Source organism: Rathayibacter iranicus NCPPB 2253 = VKM Ac-1602, from assembly GCF_003149025.1.
GTDB classification, from domain to species: domain Bacteria; phylum Actinomycetota; class Actinomycetes; order Actinomycetales; family Microbacteriaceae; genus Rathayibacter; species Rathayibacter iranicus.
The window spans coordinates 56,871-75,901 of the sequence record NZ_QGDV01000011.1 but is presented as its reverse complement, the minus strand read 5'-3'; the positions used below and the strand labels follow the sequence as shown (position 1 = coordinate 75,901).

The window sequence follows — 19,031 nt, the reverse complement described above, 5'->3', positions numbered from 1 at the left end:
GAAGGACGCACAAGACGAGAGGACTTCGCCGTGATGGGGATCACAGAAGGCAGCAGAGCAACGATCGACCGCGGTGTGTCGCGACGCGATACAGCAGCAGCCGCCTGGCTCGCCGAGGGCGGCATGGACGTGCGCGCTCCCGGGGCGTTCCGCATCGTCGCCGATATCTTGCGGAGCGACGGCGTCGAGGTACTGCGGATTTGGCACACGCCTGGCCGCGTACACCGCACAGCACGCATCGGAGCCGGGGTGCGATTGCTGATCCCGCTCGAGGGCGCGCTGGTCATCCAGCCCGACGATCCGTCGGCGCTCGAGGTCACGCTCGATCCCGGCGATATCGCGTTCCTCCAGTGCGAGTCGTCGTACACGCTCGTCACCGACATCCCGAGCGCGCGCACGGAGATCGCGCTCGATCGCCCACTGCTCGGCCTCGTCGACTCGACGGACCGCGGCGCCGTCGTCACACACGCCGACGCGGCCAGCCGCGGCATCCTGCTCTCGACGGTCAACTCGACCTTCGGCTCGGCACTCGACGCCGACTCGCCCGCATTCCCGCTGGTCCGCGCCGCTCTCGAGCAGCTCGCCGGCGCGGTACTTGCCACCTCGCTCCCCCGAGAAAGCAGCGAGGACGTCTACACGCGGGCCCTCGCCCTGATCGCCGCGATGTCGGCGGATTCCCGCCTGTCAGTGCAGGAGATCTGCGAGCGCCTCGGCGTGCCCAAGCGCACACTCCAGCGCACCTTTGCGCGCAACGGCACCACGGTCTTCGACGAGATCCGCCGCGCACGCCTCACCACGGCCAGGGCGATGCTGGGCGGAAGCGAGGCCCCGCCCGCTCCGGAGCACGCGCTGAGCAGTTACGTGCGCTCGCAGCGGCTCCGGCGCGACCTCCGGCACCTCGAAACGGCGCCGACGGCGAACCTGGGCTGACCGGGGCAGGGGAGGGCGACCGCGGATTCGATGCCCTCGCCGCGTCTCAGTAGTCGATGCGGCCGCGGCGGTCGTGGAACTCGCCGGTCGGGCCATCGGGACCGAGCAGGGCGAGGGCGACGGTCGCATCGGTGCCCTCGGTGACGGTCTGGTGTCCGCCGTGGCCGTTGAAGTCGGTAGCGGTGTAGCCGGGGTCGCTCGCGTTGATGCGCATCGCGGGCAGGTTCTTGGCGTACTGGACCGTCAGAGCGATAACGGCCGCCTTCGACGCGGGGTACGGCACGGACGCGACGGGGAACTCGTCGCGACCCTCGGTGCTCAGCCAGCGCGGCCAGCCCACTCCGGAGGCGACGTTGACGATGACCGGCGCGGAGGAGCGGCGCAGCAACGGGAGGGCGGCCTGCGTGACGCGGACGATCCCGAGGACGTTGGTGTCGAGCACGCTCGCCATCGCGTCAGCGGTGAGGTCGTCGATTCCGGAGGAGGACCCGTGGATGCCGGCATTGTTCACGAGCACGTCGAGTTTTGGCAGCGACGCGAGAGCGGAGTCGACGCTCGCCTGGTCGGTGACGTCGAGACGGACGGGGTGGGCGCCGAGGTCGCGGGCAGCGCCGCCGTCGGCAGGATCGCGCATTCCCGCGTAGACGGTAAGGCCTGCCTCGAGGAGTCGTCGGGCGGTCTCGAGGCCGAGCGAGCGGTTCGCTCCAGTGATAAGTGTCGTAGTCATGGGTCCATCCTGCGCCGACGACGGCCGGACAGGCGAGCTACCGCTCGGCGGTCAGCAGCCGGTCGAGCGAGCGAGCGCTGATCCGAGCGCCGACCGCGATCGGCACGACTCCGGCGATCAGCATCGGAAGCGTCAGCATCACGAAGACCGGGTGGAGGAGCGTTTGCGCGCTCACTCCCGCCCAGACCGCGAGGAATCCCGCGACCAGCAGCGACCCCACGATCGCGATCACGGCGCCGGCCAGCACCGTCCTCGACCGCGCCCGGAGCATCGTGACGGCGGGCATGCCCATCGCGTCGAGGGCGCGGTAGAGGCCCGCCCGGTCGCGCAGATCGGCGAGCTGGGTCTCGATGCTGGAGCAGGTGGTCAGCAGGAGCGCCGCGGCGAGCGCCGCTCCCGCGCCTAGCTGGAGGTCGGGGTAGCCGGCGGCCTCGGCGGCGGGCATCGCCTCCTGAGAACCCAGCATCATCAGCATCAGCAGCAGCATCAGCACGACGAGAACGGTCGTGACGTACACCGCTGTGCCGGAGACCTGCCGCCACGTCATCCGTGGGTCTTCGAGCGCTGACCGCGCCGAGAGCAGCGTGTCGGCGGTGCGGGCCCGTTTCAGCGCGATCCCGGCGACGACGCGGATGACGAAGGGACCGGCAATTGTCATCACCGAGTTGTACGCCGCGATCGCGAGCGCCAGCGCGGGAAGAGCGAAGAGCCCCGCCGAGACGAAGGTCCCCGCGAGGATCGAGATCCCGAGGACACCGACCGCGGTGAGCAGACGCCGCCGGCCGACCCGGTAGGGACGCTGACGCCGCGACGCGCTGAGCGGATCGGCGACGACTCCCGCAATCGCCACTCGCGCGCTCAGCACGGCGATGCCGAGGATCGGGAGGACCACGGCGCAGACCGCTCCGAGGGGAGGGATGAGTTCCGCGAGGCCGGCGGCTCCGCCGCTCAGGGGCAGGATCGCGAGCACAGGGAGTGCGACGGCGAGGAGGAGCAGCGCGAGACCGATGCCCGCGGAGGTGATCGCGAGGGTCTCGATATCGACGACCCGCCGCAGGAGGCGGGGAGAGGCCCCCAGGAGCCCCAGGTGGGCGACCCGCGCCTCCCGCTCACGGGTCGACGTGCGTGCTGACGCGGCGACCACGTCGGCGATCGGAACGCTCAGCACCGCCGAGAGCACGACGCTCAGCACCTGTGCTCCGCCGTTGGTCACATCCTCGTGGGTCGTGCCGTACACGATCCACGTCACGAGGACGAGAGCGACGAACGTCGCGGCGGCCACGAGCAGGATCGGAGTGCGCTTGCGCGACTCCGATGCGCCGGGTCGCAGCAGCAGGGTTGCGATAGCCGGTGCGCTCATGCTGTCGCCGCCCGGACGACTCCACCGGCGATCTCGACCGCGCGCGAGCATCGGCGCGCGATCGCCGGATCGTGAGTGACGACGACCAGGGCGGCACCGCGGGACGTCGTCGCGGTGAGGAGGAGGTCGAGGACGGAGTGTGCGGTGCGGCCGTCTAGGGCGCCGGTCGGCTCGTCGGCGAAGACCACGGGCGCCTCGGTGATCTGCGCTCGGGCGATCGCCACCCGCTGTCCCTGACCGCCCGAGAGCTGGCCGATCCGCTGGCCCTGAAGGCCGTCGAGACCTAGCGGCGCGAACAGGCGATCGGCTCGCGTCTGCGCGTCCCGGCGGGAGCGACCCAGCAGCATCAGGGGCAGTGCGACGTTCTCGAGCGCGGTCAGCTCCGGCAGCAGGGCTCCGTGCTGGAACACGAAACCGAACTTCTCCCGCCGGACCTGCGCGCGGCGGGGGGAGTCGAGCCGCGCGAGGTCGAGGCCGCCCGTGAGGGTGACAGATCCGGAGTCGGGGACGAGGATGCCCGCGAGGATGTGCAGGAGGGTGGTCTTCCCCGATCCCGACGGGCCGAGGACAGCGACGGATTCACCGGAGTGAAGGGTCAGGTCGGCGTCAGTGAGCGGCGTGCTGGTCTCGTAGCGCTTCACGAGGCTGCGCGCTGTCAGAACGGGGGACGTGTCGATCATTGCAGGAGAATCCGTTCGGGTCGGAGGGAGGGGCGTCTGGCCAGTTCAGCGGCAGGGTCGGTCGGCGTCACCGCTAATCGGTCCAGACCAGCAGGGACGCGAAAACAACCAGGACCGGCACGCAGGCGATGAGGTGCAGCCAGCGGTGCTCGACGACGACTGCCGCGAACTCGCGGAAGAACGCACTGGGTACGAAGTAGGCGGATGTTCGGGCACCGATGACCTGCGCCGGCATCCCGAGTCGGCGCGTGAGGGTCGCGGCGCGGAGCACGTGGTAGTCACTGGTGACGACGAGGACGGGGCCGTGGCGACCGAGCGTGCCCAGCAGGGCTCGGGAGAGTTCGAGGTTCTCGCGCGTGTTCCGGGAGGCGGTCTCGGGATGGACGTCCTCGGGTCGTGCGCCGTTCGCCAGGAGGTACTCCGCCATCGCGGCTCCTTCGGCACGCGACTCGTCGGAGCCCTTGCCGCCCGAGGGGATCAGGAGGGGCGAGCGCCCCGCCTCCCGCTCGGCCCGGTACACCGCGAGCCCCCGGTCGAGCCTGCTCCGCAGCAGCGGGGGAACCTCGCCGTCGATCAGGCCTGAGCCGAGGATCACGATCACCTCGGGGACGAGAGCGAGGCGGATCCGCGCGTAGACCACGGAGTAGAGGGCGAACGCGAGGAACGCGGCGGCGAAGTACGCGGTGATCAGCACGATCAGCTCGGCGGGAACGGCCCCGTACTGGTTCAGCGGCCCGCCCGCGCTGCGTCTGTCACCGATTCCGACGCCGAGGTACAGGACCAGCACGACCGTCGGAAGCACGAGCACCAGAATCCCGACGAAGAGGGAGAGCAGATTGCCGAGGCTGCGGCCCTCGCGGCGCATCATTTGCACGCCGTTGACGAGGAGCGCGCCGCCCAGCGCCAGGATCGCGAGGGGCACGAGAACGAGAGCCGCCAGCGCGAGGTACTCGGCGACGACGGGTACCGCCTCGATGAGAAGCAGGAGGGGCGTGAAGACGGCGAAGAGGATCGCCGCGACCAGGAACACGCCGTTGCGGAGCATCCGCGGTTCACGCCAGCGGCCGTGGACGAAGAGCGCGAGGAAGAACAGGGCGAAGAGCGCACTCCAGAGGGCGGGCATCAGAGGGCGCCGAGTGCGCAGTCGCCGGGGCGGGGGCGCAGGGGCGGGGGGCTAGCAGGAGCGGCGAGGATGCGTCGGCCGATCGGGGGGCAGCTTAGGGGCATGGTGTCACTATGGTGGCCAGGAGTCGTCGCGCGCGTCGTCCCGCCGATCCATCTGTATGGTCCGCCGGAGGGAGGGCCGTCAGCCGGGCCCCGCGTCGCCGTTGCCGCGTGACCCGGACGAGGTCAGCGCGTCGGCACTGTTGCCGTCTCCCGGAGGGTCGCTCCGACGGAACCGGCGGCGTGCTGCATCCGACCAGTGGCGCTGGCTGGATACTCTGGTGGGTGACCTCGACACTTGTCGAGGTCCGTGGACGTCGAAGTAGGAGTCTTGCTGGATGGCTGAGCGAACTGTTCTGATAGACGATCTCACTGGAGCCGTGATCTCGGAGGGCCGTGGTGGCACGATCGTCTTCTCGATTGATGACTGCGATTACGAGATTGATCTAACCGCGGGGAACATCGGGAAACTGCACCTCGCACTCGCGCCGTTCGTCGCCGCCGCCCGACCGCTGTCCTCGGCTGCTCCCCAGCGCCGCGTGATCGCCGTTGCCGCCGGGGCGGGACGGAAGACTCCGGAGATGCTCTCGGCGATCCGGCACTGGGCACGTCGCCAGGGCTATGAGGTTCCGCGATCCGGCCGGATTCCGCGAGACGTCCAGGCGGCGTTCGACGCCGCTCACTGAGGCCGGCGGCGAGCAGGCGCGCGAGGACACTCGCACGACGGCAACTACTCCGGCCGCTCTTGTGCGCGGATTACTCCACCCGCGGCCACTCGCTCGTCATGTACGCCTCGATCGCGCGGTGCCGGAAGCTGTACGGCTTGCCGCGGTCGATGATCCCCCGCACGGTATCGAGGCGCTGCGCCGTCGTCCCGACCTCCGTCGCCCTCGAGAGGCCAATCTCCTGCGCGATCCGGGTGAGCGTCCGCTCGTGTGCGGGCACAGCCGCCATCGCATCGAGGAACATCCGCTCGCGCGGAGGCAGCCGCCCGAGGATCCGCTCGACGTGGGCCGCCGCCTCCCGCTGGGCTCCTCGCCACCCGGCGAGAACCTGCGACCGCGTGATGGTCGGGTCGGTCCCGGCGTACCAGGCGCTCTCGCCGGCGAGCTGAAACAGGAACGGCTCACCCCGGCAGAGATCGACGATCGCGGTGACCGCGTCGGCCTCCATGCGGATGCGGCCGGCCGCTCCTTCGCCGTTGGGCACCTCCCAGCCGGGCAGGACGAAGTCCTGAAGCGCCGCGACGATGTCCTCGTCGTCGATGGCCGTGAGCACCGTCGTCTTGAAACGGCGCGCGAAGGTGGCGCCCTTCTGCCCTCCCGCACGGTCCTCGAAGTCGGGCAGCCCGGTGAGGTAAACGGCGAGGGGCAGGAAACGGGTCACTCGAGCGCCTCCGGGCAGGGTGACGACCTCCTCGTGAGTAATGGCGTCGCCGAGAGCGATCAAGAGTTGTGAGAGGGCGCTCTCGTCCACGATGTTCTGCACCTCGTCGAGGTGAACGAGCGCGACGACCTCGTGAGCGATGGCCGCCCGACCCACTTCGACAAGCAGCTCGGTCAGCGCGGTGTGCGGCTCGGGCCCCTCCTGGCCGCGGAGGGTGAGCGAGAGACCCGCCGCGGCGACGGACTGCACGCGCTCGAGCCGGCTCGTGATCCGCTTCTCCCGTGCCGTGGCGAGACCAGCCATTTCTGCGAGCCCCAGCACTGCCGCCGCCACGAGTTTCAACGGATCGCCGCCCGAGGGGATCCGTAGCTGCGGCGTCACCCAGTCACCTTCGGCAGCCGCGTCCTGCGCGATGCGACGCACCAGGGATGACTTGCCGAGGCCAGGCTCACCGAGGATCGTGCGTCCCCGCTCGGGTAGGCCACGAAGGAGTCGGGGCCGGAGGACGTCGCGCCAGTCGCTCAGCTGCTCCGTCCTGCCCGCCCAGATTTCAGGGACGGCGTCAGAACCGGGACTGAATGGGTTGTCGAGAGCGGTACGCACGTTGGTAACGTTATCACCGGAGATGTTGGCGATAACTTTATCAAAATGCTTGTCCGGGCGACCGATGACGCTCCTCCACAGGGCGTGAAAAGGGCCTATCTTTCCCGTCGCGCGGGAGCGACCGCCTTCGTGGCGGTGGTCGGAGCGCTCGGTCCAGGCCGAGCCTCGTCGCGGCGGGCTCCTCGGAGTCTGGTCCGTCTCATCGGCGAGAGAAGCCGACGCGCATCCCGCCCACCATCGTGCCGGCCAGGTTGTAGAGCAGGGCAGCAATGGCGCCGAGTGCCGTGCTGACGATCGTGTTCAGCACACCAACGATGACCGTGAAGCCCATCACCTGCGGCAGCGACGGAATCAACTGCAGACCCTCCGCCTTGGGTCCGGCGAGCTGCTGAAGCAGAGCCCCGGCGTGGGCGAAGGCGTCCGTGCTAGCGAAGACTGCATAGGCAACGGGTACCGTGACGATCAGGATGACTGCCCCGGCAAGCCCAAGAAGAAATGCGATCTTCACCACCGACCAGAAGTCGATGTACGCGAGCGTAAGACGGATCCGCTCCGCCGGCTGGGTCGTCGCGGCCTTCTCGGCGGGTCCAGCCGCTGCACTCATCCTTGTGCCTCACTAATTGATGGGTGGCGCCTCCCCTGCAGACGGACGTCCGCAGGGCAGAAAGTAATCTCCGGTCCAGGAGATGCTCGGGCGGATGCCGCGGCGCCGACAACAGCCTGCCGAGTCTCCGGGCGGTCGGCGTCGCCCGCCGGTTCCATCCGGCTGCACCGCCCGGATGACATCTGCTCGGCACGCCTCCGCTCGGGCAGACGGGTGCCTCCCGAGTCACCTGAGTGCTTTCTCACAGTCAGCCCGCTCTACGCTCAGGGAATGGTGTCGGAGTGGCTGATGGTCGGGGTCGGCCTGGTCCTCACGGCCGGGACTGGCATGTTCGTGGCCGCGGAGTTCGCTCTGGTGAACCTCGACCGGCACGACCTCGAGGTACGGCAGGCGCGCGGGGAGAAGCGGCTGGGCGCGACAATCACAGCGCTGCGGATCACCTCCACGCACCTCTCCGGCGCGCAGCTCGGCATCACGCTGACAACCCTGCTGACGGGTTACACCTTCGAGCCCGCGATCTCGTCGCTCCTCGCCGGTCCGCTACGCTCCGCCGGCATCCCGGAGACGATCGTTCCCGGGATCGGCGCCGTGGTCGGCATTGTCCTGGCGACGGTGTTCTCGATGGTGATCGGCGAGCTGGTTCCGAAGAACTTCGCCCTCGCGCTGCCGCTGGCCACAGCCCGCTTCGTCGTGCCGTTCCAGGCACTGTTCACGACCGTCTTTCGCCCAGTGATCGCCCTGTTCAACAACACGGCCAACGCGATCATCCGCTCGTTCGGCATCGAGCCGAAGGAAGAGCTCTCGGGTGCGCGCAGCGCGGAAGAACTCTCCTCCCTCGTGCGCCGCTCCGCTCTGGAGGGCGTGCTGGATGCGGACCACGCGACGCTGCTCTCGCGCACCCTGCTCTTCAGCCAACGCTCCGCCGCCGACGTGATGACTCCGCGCACCCGGATGGCCTCGGTGCAAGCGGAGGACTGTGCCGCGGTCGTCATCCGCATTGCCGGCTCGACCGGCTTCTCGCGGTTCCCCGTGATCGGCCGCGACTCCGACGACATCCTCGGCATGCTGCACATCAAGCAGGCGTTCGCGGTCGCCCTGGACCGGCGCGCGGTGGTGACCGCGGGCGAGCTGATGGGGTCGCCGACGCGAGTCCCGGAGTCGATGGGCGTCGACACTCTGCTCGGGCTGCTCCGCGCCGAGGGGCTGCAGGTCGCGATCGTCTCGGACGAGCACGGCGGAACAGCCGGGATCGTCACGCTCGAGGACCTCGTAGAGGAAATCGTCGGCGAACTGGAAGATGAGCACGACCGCGCGCGCACCGGAGTCGTCCGGGCCGGCCGCTCGATCACCTTCGACGCTTCTCTGCGGCCCGACGAACTACTGGAGCGCGCCGGCGTCGCCGTGCCGGAAGACGAGGAATACGACACGGTCGCCGGCTACGTCACCGACGTCCTCGACCGCATCCCCGAACTCGGCGACGAAGTCACGGTCGCGGAGGGGGTACTGCGCGTCGAGCGGGTGGAGGGGACACGGGTCGACCGGCTCCGTTTCACCCCCTCGGCGCCGGAAGGGCAGGCGCCGCAGGACTGGATCGCCGCCAAAGACAAGCGCATACCCCAGAGGAGAAAGGACGTGACGTGATGGGCGAATACCTCCCCGGCATCATCTGGCTGGTGATCCTCCTGGCCGTCAACGCGTTCTTCGTCGGCGCGGAGTTTGCCGTGATCTCGGCCCGCCGCTCCCAGATCGAGCCGAAGGCCGAGGCCGGCAGCACGGCCGCGAAGACCACGCTGTGGGCGATGGAACACGCGACCCTCATGCTCGCCACCAGCCAGCTCGGGATCACCGTCTGCTCGCTGGTCATCCTCAATGTCTCCGAGCCCGCGATCCACCATCTGCTCGAAATCCCGCTCGGCGCCACACGCCTCTCCGGTGAGGCGGTCGGAGTGATCGCGTTCATCGTGGCGCTGCTGCTGGTGACGTTTCTGCACGTGGTGCTGGGCGAGATGGTTCCCAAGAACATTTCCTTCTCCGTTCCCACCCGCGCCGCACTGATCCTCGCGCCCCCGCTGGTGCTCGTGGCCCGGGTCCTCAATCCGGTGATCTGGACGCTCAACACGCTCGCGAACGCGATCCTTCGCCTGTTCCAAGTGGAACCCAAGGACGAGGCGACGTCGGCGTTCACGCTCGATGAGGTCGCGGGCATCGTGCAGCAGTCCACCCGCGAGGGCGTCCTGCTCGACAGGACCGGCGCTCTCTCCGCCGCAGTCGAGTTCACCGCGAAGACCGTCGGCGATGTCGAGGTGCCCATCAGCGAGATGGTCGTTCTGCCAGCCGGATCGTCGCCGGCGGACATCCAGGCGGCGGTGACGGAGCACGGCTACTCCCGCTACATCCTCACCGATGACGGTGAGCCCACCGGATACCTGCACCTCAAGGACGTCATGGACCTCGTCGAGCCGGCCAGCTTCACCGCACCCGTGCCGACCAAGCGGGTCCGCCGCCTCGCGTCCGCGTTCCGGGGCAGCGACCTCGAAGACGCTCTGGCGACCATGCGCCGCACCGGCGCGCACGTCGCCCGTGTGCACGACGAGGAGGGTCGAACCACCGGCGTGCTCTTCCTCGAGGACATCATCGAGGAACTCGTCGGCGAGGTCGACGACGCGACCCGTGTCTGACGCCTGGTCTCGGCGGGCATCCGGTTGGCGCCTGGTCGCGGGGAGTGTGAGCAACCGAGGTTGAGAGGGCCAATCAGCGCGTCAGGGGCACGATCGGACGCTCTCAACCTCGGTTGCAAACGAGATGCATCAGGTCCGGCCTTCTGATCGCGCTGGCCGGCGCGCTCCTCTCAGTGCCGCGTGGCTCGCTCGAGTAGCCCCGCGAACACGGCGTCATACGTCACCCTGACCTGATCCCAGGACGCCTCGAGGTCGACGCTCTCTGGCGCCTCGACCGCCGCAGCGAACCCGTGCTGCGCGTGCGGGACGGGCTGCGCGGGGAGCCGGAGGGTCTGGATGAACGCGCCGGTCTCGGGTTCAAAGGTGAGGGTGTGCGACGCGACGTTGCGGTCCCAGTCGGCGGACGGCCACGACAGGAAGGCGATATGCCGTAACGCCTCCCCGGGACCGGTCGCCGACACGTAGCTACCGAAGTGGTCCTCCCCCTCGGAGACGATCTTGTACGAGCCGTTGTCGAAGAGGATCAGCAGCGCCTCGGGGAACGGCCTCAGCCCGTACATAGCGGTGTAGCGCAGGGCCTCGACCGCGACCGGTCGGCCCAGCGGCACCGTGATCAGGGGAACGTCGTGCTCGGTCATTGTGTGGTTCCTTTCACCGTCTGGCTTGTTCCAGTGTGGAGTCCGGTCACCGTGGAGTCCGGTCACTGGCGGACGAGCACGAGGGTAGGCGGAGCCTGGTGAAAGGGACCCGGATGACGCTGAACGTCAGGTCAGCCTCGCCGGTCCGTCTCGCGCAGCGAGTGGATCATGCTCCGCAGCACCCGGGCCGCCGCGTCCCGTTCGTCCTCAGTGACCTCGCTCAGCATCCGCAGCTCGACGGAGCGGACCGCCGCCGACGCCTCCGCCAGGCTGCATCGGCCGCGGGCGGTGAGGCGGGCCGGCAGAGCTCTGCCGACCGGTGCCTCCGCGGGCCGCGTCACGAGCCCGTCGCGTTCGAGGGTCTGCAGCAGCACGTTCATCGACTGCCGGGTGACGAACGCGCCGCGCGCGAGTTCGGAATTGGACAGGCCGGGCCGCTGAGCCAGCAGCTCCAGGCAAGAGTAGTGCGTGACGCTCATGCCGAGCGGGCGCAGCACCGCCTCCATCGCAGCGCGCAGAGCGCTCGACGCCTCTTTCAGGAGGTAGCCGAGCGAGGTCTCTAGGTCGATACCGCCGTGACTCATGTCAACACTCTGACATATCTGTTGACTTGTGTCAGGTATCTGACATACCGTGGGGAATGTCACAAGGCTGACATCAACAGGAGGAACCCATGCCCGTCACCGGCCCCGACTTCATCTCTCTCCAGGTTCGCGACCTCGACGCCTCCCAGGCGTTCTACGAGCGCTACCTCGGCCTCGTCCGCTCCCCTGCCGGACCGCCGCACGCTGTTGTTTTCACGACTGCTCCGATCGCCTTCGCCCTGCGCGACATCGTGCCGGGCACTGACATCGACGCTGCGCCGCACCCCGGCGTCGGCGCGGCGATCTGGCTGCACGCCACCGGGGTGCAGGACATCCACGACGCCCTCGCCGCCGACGGCCACGGCATTGTCGCCGCTCCCGCCGACGGTCCCTTCGGCCACACCTTCACCTTTGCCGACCCCGACGGCTACCACATCACCCTGCACGACCGGGCCTGACTCCGGAGGCAGGGATGGTCGCCGTCAGGCCGTGCGCTGTAGGAGGAGCACACCGTCAACAAGCGTCACGCCGCCCCCGTCCGGGGCGGTCACCGAGCGTTCGCGGGTCTCGACCACGCGCGGCGTCCACTCGGCCGGATCGAGCGCGAGCGCCTTGAACTCCTCCTCCGGGCCCATCAGGTGCATCGCGCCGTGCCGATGCTCGTCGCCACTCGCCCACGGCGGAGGCGCGGCGTGCGAGACGACCGCGAGGTGGCCGCCCGGCGCGACGATGGACGCCGCGCGGCGCAGGACGTCCAGGCGCGGGAACTCGACCATCGAGTGCAGGAAACTCGCGGTGACCAGCTCGAACGGCCCCATCACCGGCCATTCCCCTGCGAGGTCCGCCTGGACGAAGACGACGTCGGCACCCTGCTTCGCCGCCGCCTCCCGCGCCCTGACGAGAGCGGTCTCGGAGAGATCGAGGCCGGTCACCCGCCAGCCGAGGGCGGCGAGCCAGAGAGCGTCCGCGCCCTCTCCCGCTCCAAGGTCGAGCACCCGCGCGGGCGGCAGCTCACCGACGAGCGCGACGAGCGCAGCGTTCGGCTGGCCCGACCAGATGCGTTCGGAGTCAGCGTAGCGAGCCTCCCAGTGCTCACGGGCGGTGGGCTCACGGGCGGTGCTCATGCGGATCCTTCTCTCCGGGCGGACGTTGCCGTTGCCCAGACTGACGATGCCGCTCCCACTCCACTCACGCCACTGATCGTGCCGATTCGGCACACCGAGGACCCTGGTGCGCCCTTCCCCGACGGGCCCTGAGCGCAATAGCGTCGAGGAATGGCCCTCCGTCTCGAAGAGATCATCGTCGACTGCACCGACTTCCGCACCCTCGGGCACTGGTGGCAGAAGGCGCTCGGCTGGGACCTCGTCGACGAGGACGACGACGGGATCGAGCTGCTCGCCCCCTCCGGCCGCGGCCCCAGCCTGCTTTTCCTCGACGTCCCCGAGCGGAAGACGCTCAAGAACCGGCTGCACCTCGACTTCGTGCCGGACGACCAGGAGGCGGAAGTGGCACGGCTCGTCGGTCTCGGTGCGACGCAGGTCGACATCGGCCAGGGCGAGCGCTCCTGGGTGGTACTGGCCGATCCGGAGGGCAACGAGTTCTGCGTCCTCTCGGCTCGCGAATAAGAGAACTCCGCTCCTTCGCGACACCTGTCGGGAGAGACCCGTCGAAAGAGCGCCTTCATGCACCGAATCAGCACGCATCCCAAGAAGTCAAGGGTAGAACGGGCGTTCTCACCGTCCTAGCATCGGCTGCAACGCGGATTCGGACCGGGCCGCGCAACGCCAAGGAGTGACCGTGACCGCAGAGGACGTGACCGCAGAGGAGAGGCCCGTCGCCCTGAAGGGGCAACGGCACTGCGACCTGTTGGCCGGGAACGTCCTCGAGAACCGCGGGACCGGGCTCTACGCCTACGCGTACCGCCTGACCCTCTCTGACGCCGCGGCCACGGCAGCCCTGCGCCACGCCGCCGTCACCCTGCGAACCGGCCGGCCTCAGGGCCTGGACGAGAAAGGCGCACTGGATCTCGCCCGCACCGAGATCGGCCGGGTCAGCCTTCAACGCGGCACACCCGAGCAGACCGAGTCGGCTCCTCCCGTGCTGGGTGAGAACGACCTGCTGCGCTCCGGATTCCACCGCCGCCTGCACGCCCTGCCGACGATCGAACGCCAGTGCTGGCTGCTGCGACACACCGGCGGGCACGACGTCGACGCCATAGCGGAGCTGCTGAGCATCCCGATGGAGCGTGTGCAGACGGCACTCGCCTCCGCCGCGCAGACGCTCGTAGCGGGCGAGCTGGCCGAGCTCAGCCACTGGTCGGAGTAGTTGCGGCGGAGTCGTCGCGGCGGGGCCTGAGAGCACCCCGGGTGCCCGAGGGACGCCGGGTCCAGCCTGCGGCGCCCCTCAGACGTCTGGTGCCCGACCGTCCAATGACGGCGGGAGGATCAGGTCAGTCGAGGTAGTCGACATCGTCCCACGGTTTGTGGAGGTCGCCGGTGTCCCGGTCGTCGTGCGGCACCTCGACCTCCTCGAAGATCACCGGTACTCCGGTCGAGATGAGGGCGCTGACCCGCCGGTTTCCGACGATGACGAAGTCGATCAAGCCACCGCCTGCCTGTGTCGCCTCGGTCGCCGAGCGCTTGAGACCATCGACATCGGTCCCTTGCGAGAGACCGTAGGCCTTGCCCTCGATGGTGACAGTGGTGCGGATCATCATGTGGCGCTGCTGCTCCTCGTCTCAGGTGCGATAACCCTACGAATCGAGGGCGCGTGCCTCCAGCCCTTGCGGCATCTCGCGAGGGGAGGGCGGGGAGGGCGGAGTCAACCCGGGTGCGTGGGGGCGGGCGGGCATCGTAGTGTCGAAATTCCGTACGTTCCGCATTCAGCGACAAGGAGGATCCGATGACTGAAAAGAACACTCCCGAGGACCCGCAGACCACCGACCCCGAGCACGTCGACCCCGAGACGGCGACCGACCCCGAGGGCGACCCCGTCGAGAACCCGTCCGGCTGAGCCTCCGCGAGACGGCCAGCTCCGTCCGCCATCCAGCGGGGGAACCCCGTCGAGGGGACCCGCTATCCGGGGCTCCCTCGATGGTTGAGGGTTCCCTCGGCAGAGAATTCTTTTGCGCGGACCGCTCCGAATTACCAGCACACCACAGAGAAGGAACATGGAAGGAAGACTGTGCCGATTCCCGCTGTCGACTACGCCCACGTCCGCCTGACCGTCCGCGACATCACGGTCTCACGCGCTTTCTACGACTCCGTCTTCGGGTTCGACGTCGCCTTCGAGGCGCCTGGGGAGGATGCTCCCGAGGAGCAGAAGGAGCAGCTCGCGTTCCTCTTCGGCGGGGTGATCTACCAGTTCCCCGGCGGACTGCTCGGACTGCGCCCCGTCGCCGCCGCGGCAGACAGCTTCGATGAGGACCGCGTGGGACTCGACCACGTGAGCTTCGCCGTCGCCGACCTGGCTGCCCTAAACTCTGCGGCGGAGGCACTCGACGCGCTCGGCATCGCACACAAGCCCATCAAGGACACCGGCCCGCAGAGCATCCTGGAGTTCCGGGATCCCGACAACATTGCGCTCGAGATCTCCTCGCCGAGCTAAGTCTCTGGACGAGTCGTGCGCAGCCCGCCCGCCCGCCCGCCACCATCCGGCCGTCGACTTCGGCGACCCACGACTCCATACCGCCGCCGCGCGAGAGCCACGCTACCCGCGCGTCGGCGAGAGCGACGTCAGTGTCCTCGCTGAATGCGGCGTCGATCATCGCGCTCATCTCAGACAGCAGTGCCTCGACGGGGCCGATCATGATCGACTCGGTGTCGGCGTCCGGGTGACGGAGACGGCGCTCGGCGTCTCCGCATCGGAGCGCAGCTGATCGCCGTAGGCGCGGAGGTAGTCGGAGCTCATCCGGGCAACGCTATCGGCTCACCCAGCGGAATCTCGGGCACTCTCGACCGTATCGAACGGCCCGTGAATGTCGGTCGCTGCGACGTTGACGATAACGCAGGTTCCGGCGACCGGCTCCGCGACACGCTGCACCTGCTCGCGCACGGCATCCAGTACGTCGCGCACCGGATGCGGGTACTCGACGACGAGGTCGATATCGACGGTGATGTCGTCGGCGGTCGCCGCGACCGTCACTCCGGGCCGTGTGCTCGTCCCCAGCACGTGGCGGGCGGCGCGGTCGAACTCGCGGGCCATGGCGCCGCCGAGGTGGTGGACGCCCGGGACGCGCTCAGCGCTCGCGGCCGCGGCAACGGCGACCCGGCTCTCGGTCGCCGCCGCTCCTCCCCTGTTCTCTATCACGCGCGCCCGCGAGCAGCGGCGGGGCGTGCACGGCTGATCGGTGAGAACGACACGACGATCAGGACCAGCCCGATCAGCGCGGCCACGGCGCCCGCCGCGGCGGTCAGCGCGATAGGGGTGGCAGCCGCGCCGAGCACGGCCGACGCTCCATCCTGCGGAGCCACGAGGAGAACGGGCTGCGCCACGAGCGCGAGCACCGCCTCCGTACTGAGCCATGCGAACAGGAGGAGGAGCACAGCGGCGAGCACGATCACGGCAGCCTCCGCACTCCAGGAACGCTGCGCGCGACGGCCGAGCAGGGACGACGTCACTGGACGCGGCTCTCGGACTCGTCCTCCGTGTCGTCCGCATCATCCGCGGGAATGTGCACGTCGGACACAGTCACATTCACTTCGGACGCCTCCATGCCAACGACCGAAGAGATGGCTTCGGACACAGCGGAACGGATATTGCCGGCAAGCGTCTGCAACGCGACCGGGTACTCTGCGACAACTGTGACGTCGGCCGCGACCTGCTTCTCGCCGACCTCGACCGAGATGCCCTGGCCGCGGTCTTGCGCGTTGATCGCGTGACGGATTGCGCCGAGAGCGCGGGCGGCTCCGTTGCCGAGGTCGTGCACACCCGGCACCTCACGGGCCGCGATGCCGGCGACCTTCTCGACGACCCCGTCGGCGATCGTGTTCTTGCCGACGGAGGTGGCGGTGCCGTGCTGAGCGGACGGGGCGGTGGTGGTCATGGCTTTCTCCTTTGGCTGAGGGCGAGGCCTGCGAGGCCGCGGTGCTCACAATCCGTGGCACATCATCAGGACGCGGCGCGAGTCCCGGTCGTCCCGGTGATTCAGCCAAGGTGCAGGAAAGACCGACGTCGGATGCGCTTCCCGGCCAGTTGCGTGCACGCACGAATGCCCGATCAGGTGGGCACGGCGGAACTGTCGTCCGCGCTCCTTGCGGTGCCGCTTTCGATTCCCATCGCGGGGACGGTCCATGTGGTGGCGGCGACGAGCGTGCGTCGGCCGGGATTCGCGGCCGACGGGTCTTCGATGCTCCAGCCGTCACCGAGGATGATGTCCTTCGTCGGGCCGATGAAATTGTCAGTCACTGCTTCTCCTCGGGAAATCAGAGATGGACGGGAGTCGCCCGCGGATGCCGCGCGCCGGCCATTTTCTGCACGTGCGCTCAGCAACAGTGCAGCGGCCGAGGCCTCCTGCGCGGTGCCTCCGCACTTTCTCGTCACCGCTTCTGCACACAAGCGTCTGCCTCTGGATTTATTGCACTCACGTCTCTTATGGTCGCTTTAGCAGGGCGACGAGGAAGGACCACGCGCATGACAAAGGCAGACCACGGGTGTACGCAGAGAGGCCCCGCCGCACGGGGCCTCTCTCATGATGCGTCGAATCAGGTGTGCACGTTAAAGCTGTTATCCGTCAGCTTGCCGTTGTTCCCAGAGTTGGTGTCCTCTGCGTTAGTCGGTCCAAAGAGGACGAAGGGTTTGATCCCGTCCTCGGTGCGGCCGGCGTCAGGAATTGTCCAGAAATTGATAACAATCTCAGCGGTTTGACCGGGCGCGAGTTTCTGCGAAGCGTTTTGGAAGACGAACACCCACCTACGGTTGTCGCCGGTGTCCAGGTAATCGATGACGTAGTCCCAGCCGTTTCCAGAGACGGGAAAGTGCGGGCGGGCGGAATTCATTTGGATACTGTAGTGCGGGAGGGTGAGGGAGGCCCTGACGCCTGTAATGGTATCCGGGCCGTCGTTGATCACCTTAGCGTGAACGAAGAGGCCGTTGTCCGCGTGGAATGTGCCGTCGGCCGGGACGTCCTGCTGCCCGCCCTGCGCATTCCAGGCGACGTAGGTGATCCGCAGATCCGCCCTCGCCGGCTGCGCGTTCGCGGCGGCCCCAGAGCCGGACGCAGCCGCCGCCGGAGTGGCGATCGCCACGCCCACCGCGGGCACGGTCCAGATCGCGGCCGAGACGAGCGTACGTCGGCCGGGATTCGCGGCCGAATTGTCTTCGATACTCCAGCCGTCGCCGAGGACAATGTCCTTCGTTGGGCCGGTGTGGTCATGAGTCATTGCGTCTCCTTGGGGAGTGAAGGAATGGACCGGAGGTATCGCCGGCCCCTGGCCCGGGCGTTCTCTGCGCAGGCACTCAGCAACAGTGCTGCTCAAGCAGCTCCCCGCACGGCGCTTCCGCAGCTTCTCGTCGCATTATCCGCAGAAAAGCGTTCAAGCCTCGAATCCTCCAATTTCGGTCTCCTAGGGTCACTCCGCGACAAGAAGAAGAAGTAGGAGAAGAGATCCACCGTGCGCGTGAGAAGAAGTAGGAGAAGAGATGCACCGTGCGCGTGAGGGGGCCGCCCAGAGCACGAACGGGGTGGTGATCGAACGGGGTGTGGGAGCGACCGGCCGAGCCGCCGCGAGTTGGCTGCACGCGAACGGTTTCGACGTCGTCGAGGACCCGCCCGTGGGCCGCGTGTTCGCAGACGTCGTCCGCTCGGACGGAATGACGGTCGCGCGGATGTGGCACTCCTTCTCCCAGCTGCAAACCCGGGATCACGACGCGGTGGACAACCTGACAATCACCCTCGTTCTCGAGGGCAGCCTGGCGGTGGCGGCCGGTCCTGCCCAGTTCACCCTCGAGAAGGGCGAGGGCTACCTGCGTCGAGCGGGCATCGGAGCGACGCTCGAGACCCTCGGATCGACCGGGACGATAGAGATCGCGCTCGGCGAGGACTTCGAGCGGCGCTTCGAACTCTCTGGCCTCTGGGAAGCGCTTCCACTGCCGGCGACCGGATCGACGCGGTTCCTGGTCGCGAGCAGCAACGCCTTTCTCTCCGCGTTCCCCACAGCCGGCCCAGGCTGGCATCTCTGGATGCTGGCCCTGGAGGCGATCACGGCGGGGACTCTTCTCGAGGCAGGCCGTTCAGCGGTGATGACGTCGCGGGCAGAGGCGGATATCGTCCGGCAGGCCAGGCGGATCATCCACGAGCGCTGCACCGACCAGGCGCTGACGGTCGCCGCCCTCGCCTCCCTCGTCTCCATCTCGGAGCGCCGGCTCTTCGAGGCGTTCGCCGCAGCCGGATCCACTCCGCGCGCCGAGATCGAGCGGGCGCGACTGCTCGTCGTGCGACGTCTGGCTGCCGGCCGGTCCACCCACCTTCTCGACTGGGAGGACGTCGCCGGCCGCACCGGATTCCGCAGCTCCCGAAGCCTGCGCGCGGCGCTGCGCAACCGCGCCCAGCAGGAGTGAGGGCGCACGTGGGCCGGATAAACGACTGCAAGCGCGGAGCGCAAAGCCTCACATGTCGAACATGTGTGTGCTGCGTACCTTCCTGCTTTTTTCCGCGCCACCTTGATTTAATGCTCGTCA

24 protein-coding genes are annotated in these 19,031 nt (G+C 68.5%); 9 read left to right on the top strand and 15 right to left on the bottom strand.

The genetic code is table 11. The features are described 5' to 3' along the window. The first annotated feature begins 33 nt into the window (after positions 1 to 33). The gene (locus tag B0H03_RS11760) at positions 34 to 930 is read left to right on the top strand and encodes an AraC-like ligand-binding domain-containing protein (RefSeq protein WP_181075080.1); all 897 of its coding nucleotides are present in this window, start codon (positions 34 to 36) and stop codon (positions 928 to 930) included. Between the two features lie 46 nt (positions 931 to 976). On the opposite strand, the gene B0H03_RS11755 is transcribed toward B0H03_RS11760, so the two are convergent. From B0H03_RS11755 to B0H03_RS11740, 4 genes are all read right to left on the bottom strand, one after another. Continuing rightward, on the bottom strand, positions 977 to 1,657 hold the full coding sequence (locus B0H03_RS11755; protein WP_104265701.1) for an SDR family NAD(P)-dependent oxidoreductase: 681 nt from the start codon (positions 1,655 to 1,657) through the stop codon (positions 977 to 979). A 37-nt stretch (positions 1,658 to 1,694) separates the two neighbouring features. Next, the gene (locus B0H03_RS11750; RefSeq protein WP_104265702.1) at positions 1,695 to 3,017 is read right to left on the bottom strand and encodes a hypothetical protein; all 1,323 of its coding nucleotides are present in this window, start codon (positions 3,015 to 3,017) and stop codon (positions 1,695 to 1,697) included. Continuing rightward, positions 3,014 to 3,697, bottom strand: a complete 684-nt coding sequence (locus B0H03_RS11745) for an ABC transporter ATP-binding protein (RefSeq protein WP_104265703.1) — start codon at positions 3,695 to 3,697, stop codon at positions 3,014 to 3,016. The genes B0H03_RS11750 and B0H03_RS11745 overlap by 4 nt, the downstream gene beginning before the upstream one ends. A 73-nt stretch (positions 3,698 to 3,770) precedes the next feature. Further along, positions 3,771 to 4,820, bottom strand: a complete 1,050-nt coding sequence (locus B0H03_RS11740; protein ID WP_104265704.1) for a YdcF family protein — start codon at positions 4,818 to 4,820, stop codon at positions 3,771 to 3,773. A gap of 379 nt (positions 4,821 to 5,199) precedes the next feature. Here B0H03_RS11740 and B0H03_RS11735 point away from each other — a divergent pair, with 379 nt between their 5' ends. Further along, on the top strand, positions 5,200 to 5,547 hold the full coding sequence (locus B0H03_RS11735) for a histone-like nucleoid-structuring protein Lsr2 (protein ID WP_104265705.1): 348 nt from the start codon (positions 5,200 to 5,202) through the stop codon (positions 5,545 to 5,547). 70 nt (positions 5,548 to 5,617) lie between these two features. Here B0H03_RS11735 and B0H03_RS11730 read toward each other — a convergent pair whose 3' ends face one another. Both B0H03_RS11730 and B0H03_RS11725 read right to left on the bottom strand, forming a co-directional pair. Continuing rightward, complete coding sequence (locus B0H03_RS11730) at positions 5,618 to 6,850, bottom strand: P-loop NTPase family protein (RefSeq protein ID WP_104265706.1); 1,233 nt, start codon at positions 6,848 to 6,850, stop codon at positions 5,618 to 5,620. A 199-nt stretch (positions 6,851 to 7,049) separates the two neighbouring features. Beyond that, complete coding sequence (locus B0H03_RS11725) at positions 7,050 to 7,454, bottom strand: DUF3566 domain-containing protein (RefSeq protein ID WP_104265707.1); 405 nt, start codon at positions 7,452 to 7,454, stop codon at positions 7,050 to 7,052. 273 nt (positions 7,455 to 7,727) lie between these two features. Here B0H03_RS11725 and B0H03_RS11720 point away from each other — a divergent pair, with 273 nt between their 5' ends. Together B0H03_RS11720 and B0H03_RS11715 are read left to right on the top strand one after the other, a co-directional pair. Further along, positions 7,728 to 9,095 carry a hemolysin family protein gene (locus tag B0H03_RS11720; protein ID WP_104265708.1) on the top strand — a complete coding sequence of 456 codons (1,368 nt, stop codon included), beginning with the start codon at positions 7,728 to 7,730 and terminating at the stop codon, positions 9,093 to 9,095. Then, a complete protein-coding gene (locus tag B0H03_RS11715; RefSeq protein ID WP_104265709.1) occupies positions 9,095 to 10,132 on the top strand; it encodes a hemolysin family protein in 1,038 nt (345 codons plus the stop codon). The genes B0H03_RS11720 and B0H03_RS11715 overlap by 1 nt, the downstream gene beginning before the upstream one ends. 170 nt (positions 10,133 to 10,302) lie before the next feature. Here B0H03_RS11715 and B0H03_RS11710 read toward each other — a convergent pair whose 3' ends face one another. After that, entirely contained in the window at positions 10,303 to 10,770 is a 468-nt protein-coding gene (locus B0H03_RS11710) for a hypothetical protein (protein ID WP_104265710.1), read from the bottom strand. Between the two features lie 131 nt (positions 10,771 to 10,901). Then, entirely contained in the window at positions 10,902 to 11,354 is a 453-nt protein-coding gene (locus B0H03_RS11705; RefSeq protein WP_104265711.1) for a MarR family winged helix-turn-helix transcriptional regulator, read from the bottom strand. Positions 11,355 to 11,443: 89 nt separating this feature from the next. Between B0H03_RS11705 and B0H03_RS11700 the strand changes: the two genes are divergently transcribed. Beyond that, positions 11,444 to 11,812, top strand: a complete 369-nt coding sequence (locus tag B0H03_RS11700) for a VOC family protein (RefSeq protein WP_104265712.1) — start codon at positions 11,444 to 11,446, stop codon at positions 11,810 to 11,812. 24 nt (positions 11,813 to 11,836) lie between these two features. Here the strand turns inward: B0H03_RS11700 and B0H03_RS11690 are convergent, their stop codons facing one another. After that, positions 11,837 to 12,478 (bottom strand): class I SAM-dependent methyltransferase, encoded by a 642-nt coding sequence (locus tag B0H03_RS11690; RefSeq protein WP_104265713.1) that lies wholly within the window; start codon positions 12,476 to 12,478, stop codon positions 11,837 to 11,839. A gap of 150 nt (positions 12,479 to 12,628) precedes the next feature. Between B0H03_RS11690 and B0H03_RS11685 the strand changes: the two genes are divergently transcribed. Then, entirely contained in the window at positions 12,629 to 12,979 is a 351-nt protein-coding gene (locus B0H03_RS11685; RefSeq protein WP_104265714.1) for a VOC family protein, read from the top strand. A 172-nt stretch (positions 12,980 to 13,151) separates the two neighbouring features. Continuing rightward, positions 13,152 to 13,679: an RNA polymerase sigma factor gene (locus B0H03_RS11680; protein ID WP_104265715.1), complete on the top strand. Its 528-nt coding sequence runs from the start codon at positions 13,152 to 13,154 to the stop codon at positions 13,677 to 13,679. A 124-nt stretch (positions 13,680 to 13,803) separates the two neighbouring features. Here B0H03_RS11680 and B0H03_RS11675 read toward each other — a convergent pair whose 3' ends face one another. Next, complete coding sequence (locus B0H03_RS11675; RefSeq protein WP_104265716.1) at positions 13,804 to 14,070, bottom strand: hypothetical protein; 267 nt, start codon at positions 14,068 to 14,070, stop codon at positions 13,804 to 13,806. Between the two features lie 467 nt (positions 14,071 to 14,537). Between B0H03_RS11675 and B0H03_RS11670 the strand changes: the two genes are divergently transcribed. Then, complete coding sequence (locus B0H03_RS11670; protein WP_104265717.1) at positions 14,538 to 14,960, top strand: VOC family protein; 423 nt, start codon at positions 14,538 to 14,540, stop codon at positions 14,958 to 14,960. Between the two features lie 321 nt (positions 14,961 to 15,281). Here B0H03_RS11670 and B0H03_RS16640 read toward each other — a convergent pair whose 3' ends face one another. The 5 genes from B0H03_RS16640 to B0H03_RS11650 all read right to left on the bottom strand — a co-directional run bounded on the left by B0H03_RS16640 (position 15,282) and on the right by B0H03_RS11650 (position 17,734). Further along, positions 15,282 to 15,662: an Asp23/Gls24 family envelope stress response protein gene (locus B0H03_RS16640; RefSeq protein WP_160487352.1), complete on the bottom strand. Its 381-nt coding sequence runs from the start codon at positions 15,660 to 15,662 to the stop codon at positions 15,282 to 15,284. Continuing rightward, positions 15,659 to 15,973: a hypothetical protein gene (locus tag B0H03_RS16635; RefSeq protein ID WP_160487351.1), complete on the bottom strand. Its 315-nt coding sequence runs from the start codon at positions 15,971 to 15,973 to the stop codon at positions 15,659 to 15,661. Before B0H03_RS16635 ends, B0H03_RS16640 begins: the two co-directional genes overlap by 4 nt. Next, the gene (locus tag B0H03_RS11660) at positions 15,970 to 16,398 is read right to left on the bottom strand and encodes an Asp23/Gls24 family envelope stress response protein (protein ID WP_104265719.1); all 429 of its coding nucleotides are present in this window, start codon (positions 16,396 to 16,398) and stop codon (positions 15,970 to 15,972) included. Before B0H03_RS11660 ends, B0H03_RS16635 begins: the two co-directional genes overlap by 4 nt. 173 nt (positions 16,399 to 16,571) lie before the next feature. Next, complete coding sequence (locus B0H03_RS11655; RefSeq protein ID WP_104265720.1) at positions 16,572 to 16,760, bottom strand: hypothetical protein; 189 nt, start codon at positions 16,758 to 16,760, stop codon at positions 16,572 to 16,574. Positions 16,761 to 17,056: 296 nt separating this feature from the next. Continuing rightward, a complete protein-coding gene (locus B0H03_RS11650; protein ID WP_104265721.1) occupies positions 17,057 to 17,734 on the bottom strand; it encodes a hypothetical protein in 678 nt (225 codons plus the stop codon). Positions 17,735 to 17,993: 259 nt separating this feature from the next. On the opposite strand from B0H03_RS11650, the gene B0H03_RS11645 reads away from it, so the two are divergent. Beyond that, positions 17,994 to 18,911, top strand: coding sequence for a hypothetical protein (locus B0H03_RS11645; protein ID WP_104265722.1), 918 nt, complete (start codon positions 17,994 to 17,996; stop codon positions 18,909 to 18,911). Positions 18,912 to 19,031: the final 120 nt, after the last annotated feature.

Bases quoted from the DNA above. Each gene is read 5' to 3' on its own strand.
- B0H03_RS11760 (WP_181075080.1), top strand. From the start codon at position 34: ATGGGGATCACAGAAGGCAGCAGAGCAACGATCGACCGCGGTGTGTCG.
- B0H03_RS11755 (WP_104265701.1), bottom strand. From the start codon at position 1,657: ATGACTACGACACTTATCACTGGAGCGAACCGCTCGCTCGGCCTCGAG.
- B0H03_RS11750 (WP_104265702.1), bottom strand. From the start codon at position 3,017: ATGAGCGCACCGGCTATCGCAACCCTGCTGCTGCGACCCGGCGCATCG.
- B0H03_RS11745 (WP_104265703.1), bottom strand. From the start codon at position 3,697: ATGATCGACACGTCCCCCGTTCTGACAGCGCGCAGCCTCGTGAAGCGC.
- B0H03_RS11740 (WP_104265704.1), bottom strand. From the start codon at position 4,820: ATGCCCGCCCTCTGGAGTGCGCTCTTCGCCCTGTTCTTCCTCGCGCTC.
- B0H03_RS11735 (WP_104265705.1), top strand. From the start codon at position 5,200: ATGGCTGAGCGAACTGTTCTGATAGACGATCTCACTGGAGCCGTGATC.
- B0H03_RS11725 (WP_104265707.1), bottom strand. From the start codon at position 7,454: ATGAGTGCAGCGGCTGGACCCGCCGAGAAGGCCGCGACGACCCAGCCG.
- B0H03_RS11715 (WP_104265709.1), top strand. From the start codon at position 9,095: ATGGGCGAATACCTCCCCGGCATCATCTGGCTGGTGATCCTCCTGGCC.
- B0H03_RS11710 (WP_104265710.1), bottom strand. From the start codon at position 10,770: ATGACCGAGCACGACGTTCCCCTGATCACGGTGCCGCTGGGCCGACCG.
- B0H03_RS11705 (WP_104265711.1), bottom strand. From the start codon at position 11,354: ATGAGTCACGGCGGTATCGACCTAGAGACCTCGCTCGGCTACCTCCTG.
- B0H03_RS11700 (WP_104265712.1), top strand. From the start codon at position 11,444: ATGCCCGTCACCGGCCCCGACTTCATCTCTCTCCAGGTTCGCGACCTC.
- B0H03_RS11690 (WP_104265713.1), bottom strand. From the start codon at position 12,478: ATGAGCACCGCCCGTGAGCCCACCGCCCGTGAGCACTGGGAGGCTCGC.
- B0H03_RS11685 (WP_104265714.1), top strand. From the start codon at position 12,629: ATGGCCCTCCGTCTCGAAGAGATCATCGTCGACTGCACCGACTTCCGC.
- B0H03_RS11675 (WP_104265716.1), bottom strand. From the start codon at position 14,070: ATGATGATCCGCACCACTGTCACCATCGAGGGCAAGGCCTACGGTCTC.
- B0H03_RS11660 (WP_104265719.1), bottom strand. From the start codon at position 16,398: ATGACCACCACCGCCCCGTCCGCTCAGCACGGCACCGCCACCTCCGTC.
- B0H03_RS11650 (WP_104265721.1), bottom strand. From the start codon at position 17,734: ATGACTCATGACCACACCGGCCCAACGAAGGACATTGTCCTCGGCGAC.
- B0H03_RS11645 (WP_104265722.1), top strand. From the start codon at position 17,994: ATGCACCGTGCGCGTGAGGGGGCCGCCCAGAGCACGAACGGGGTGGTG.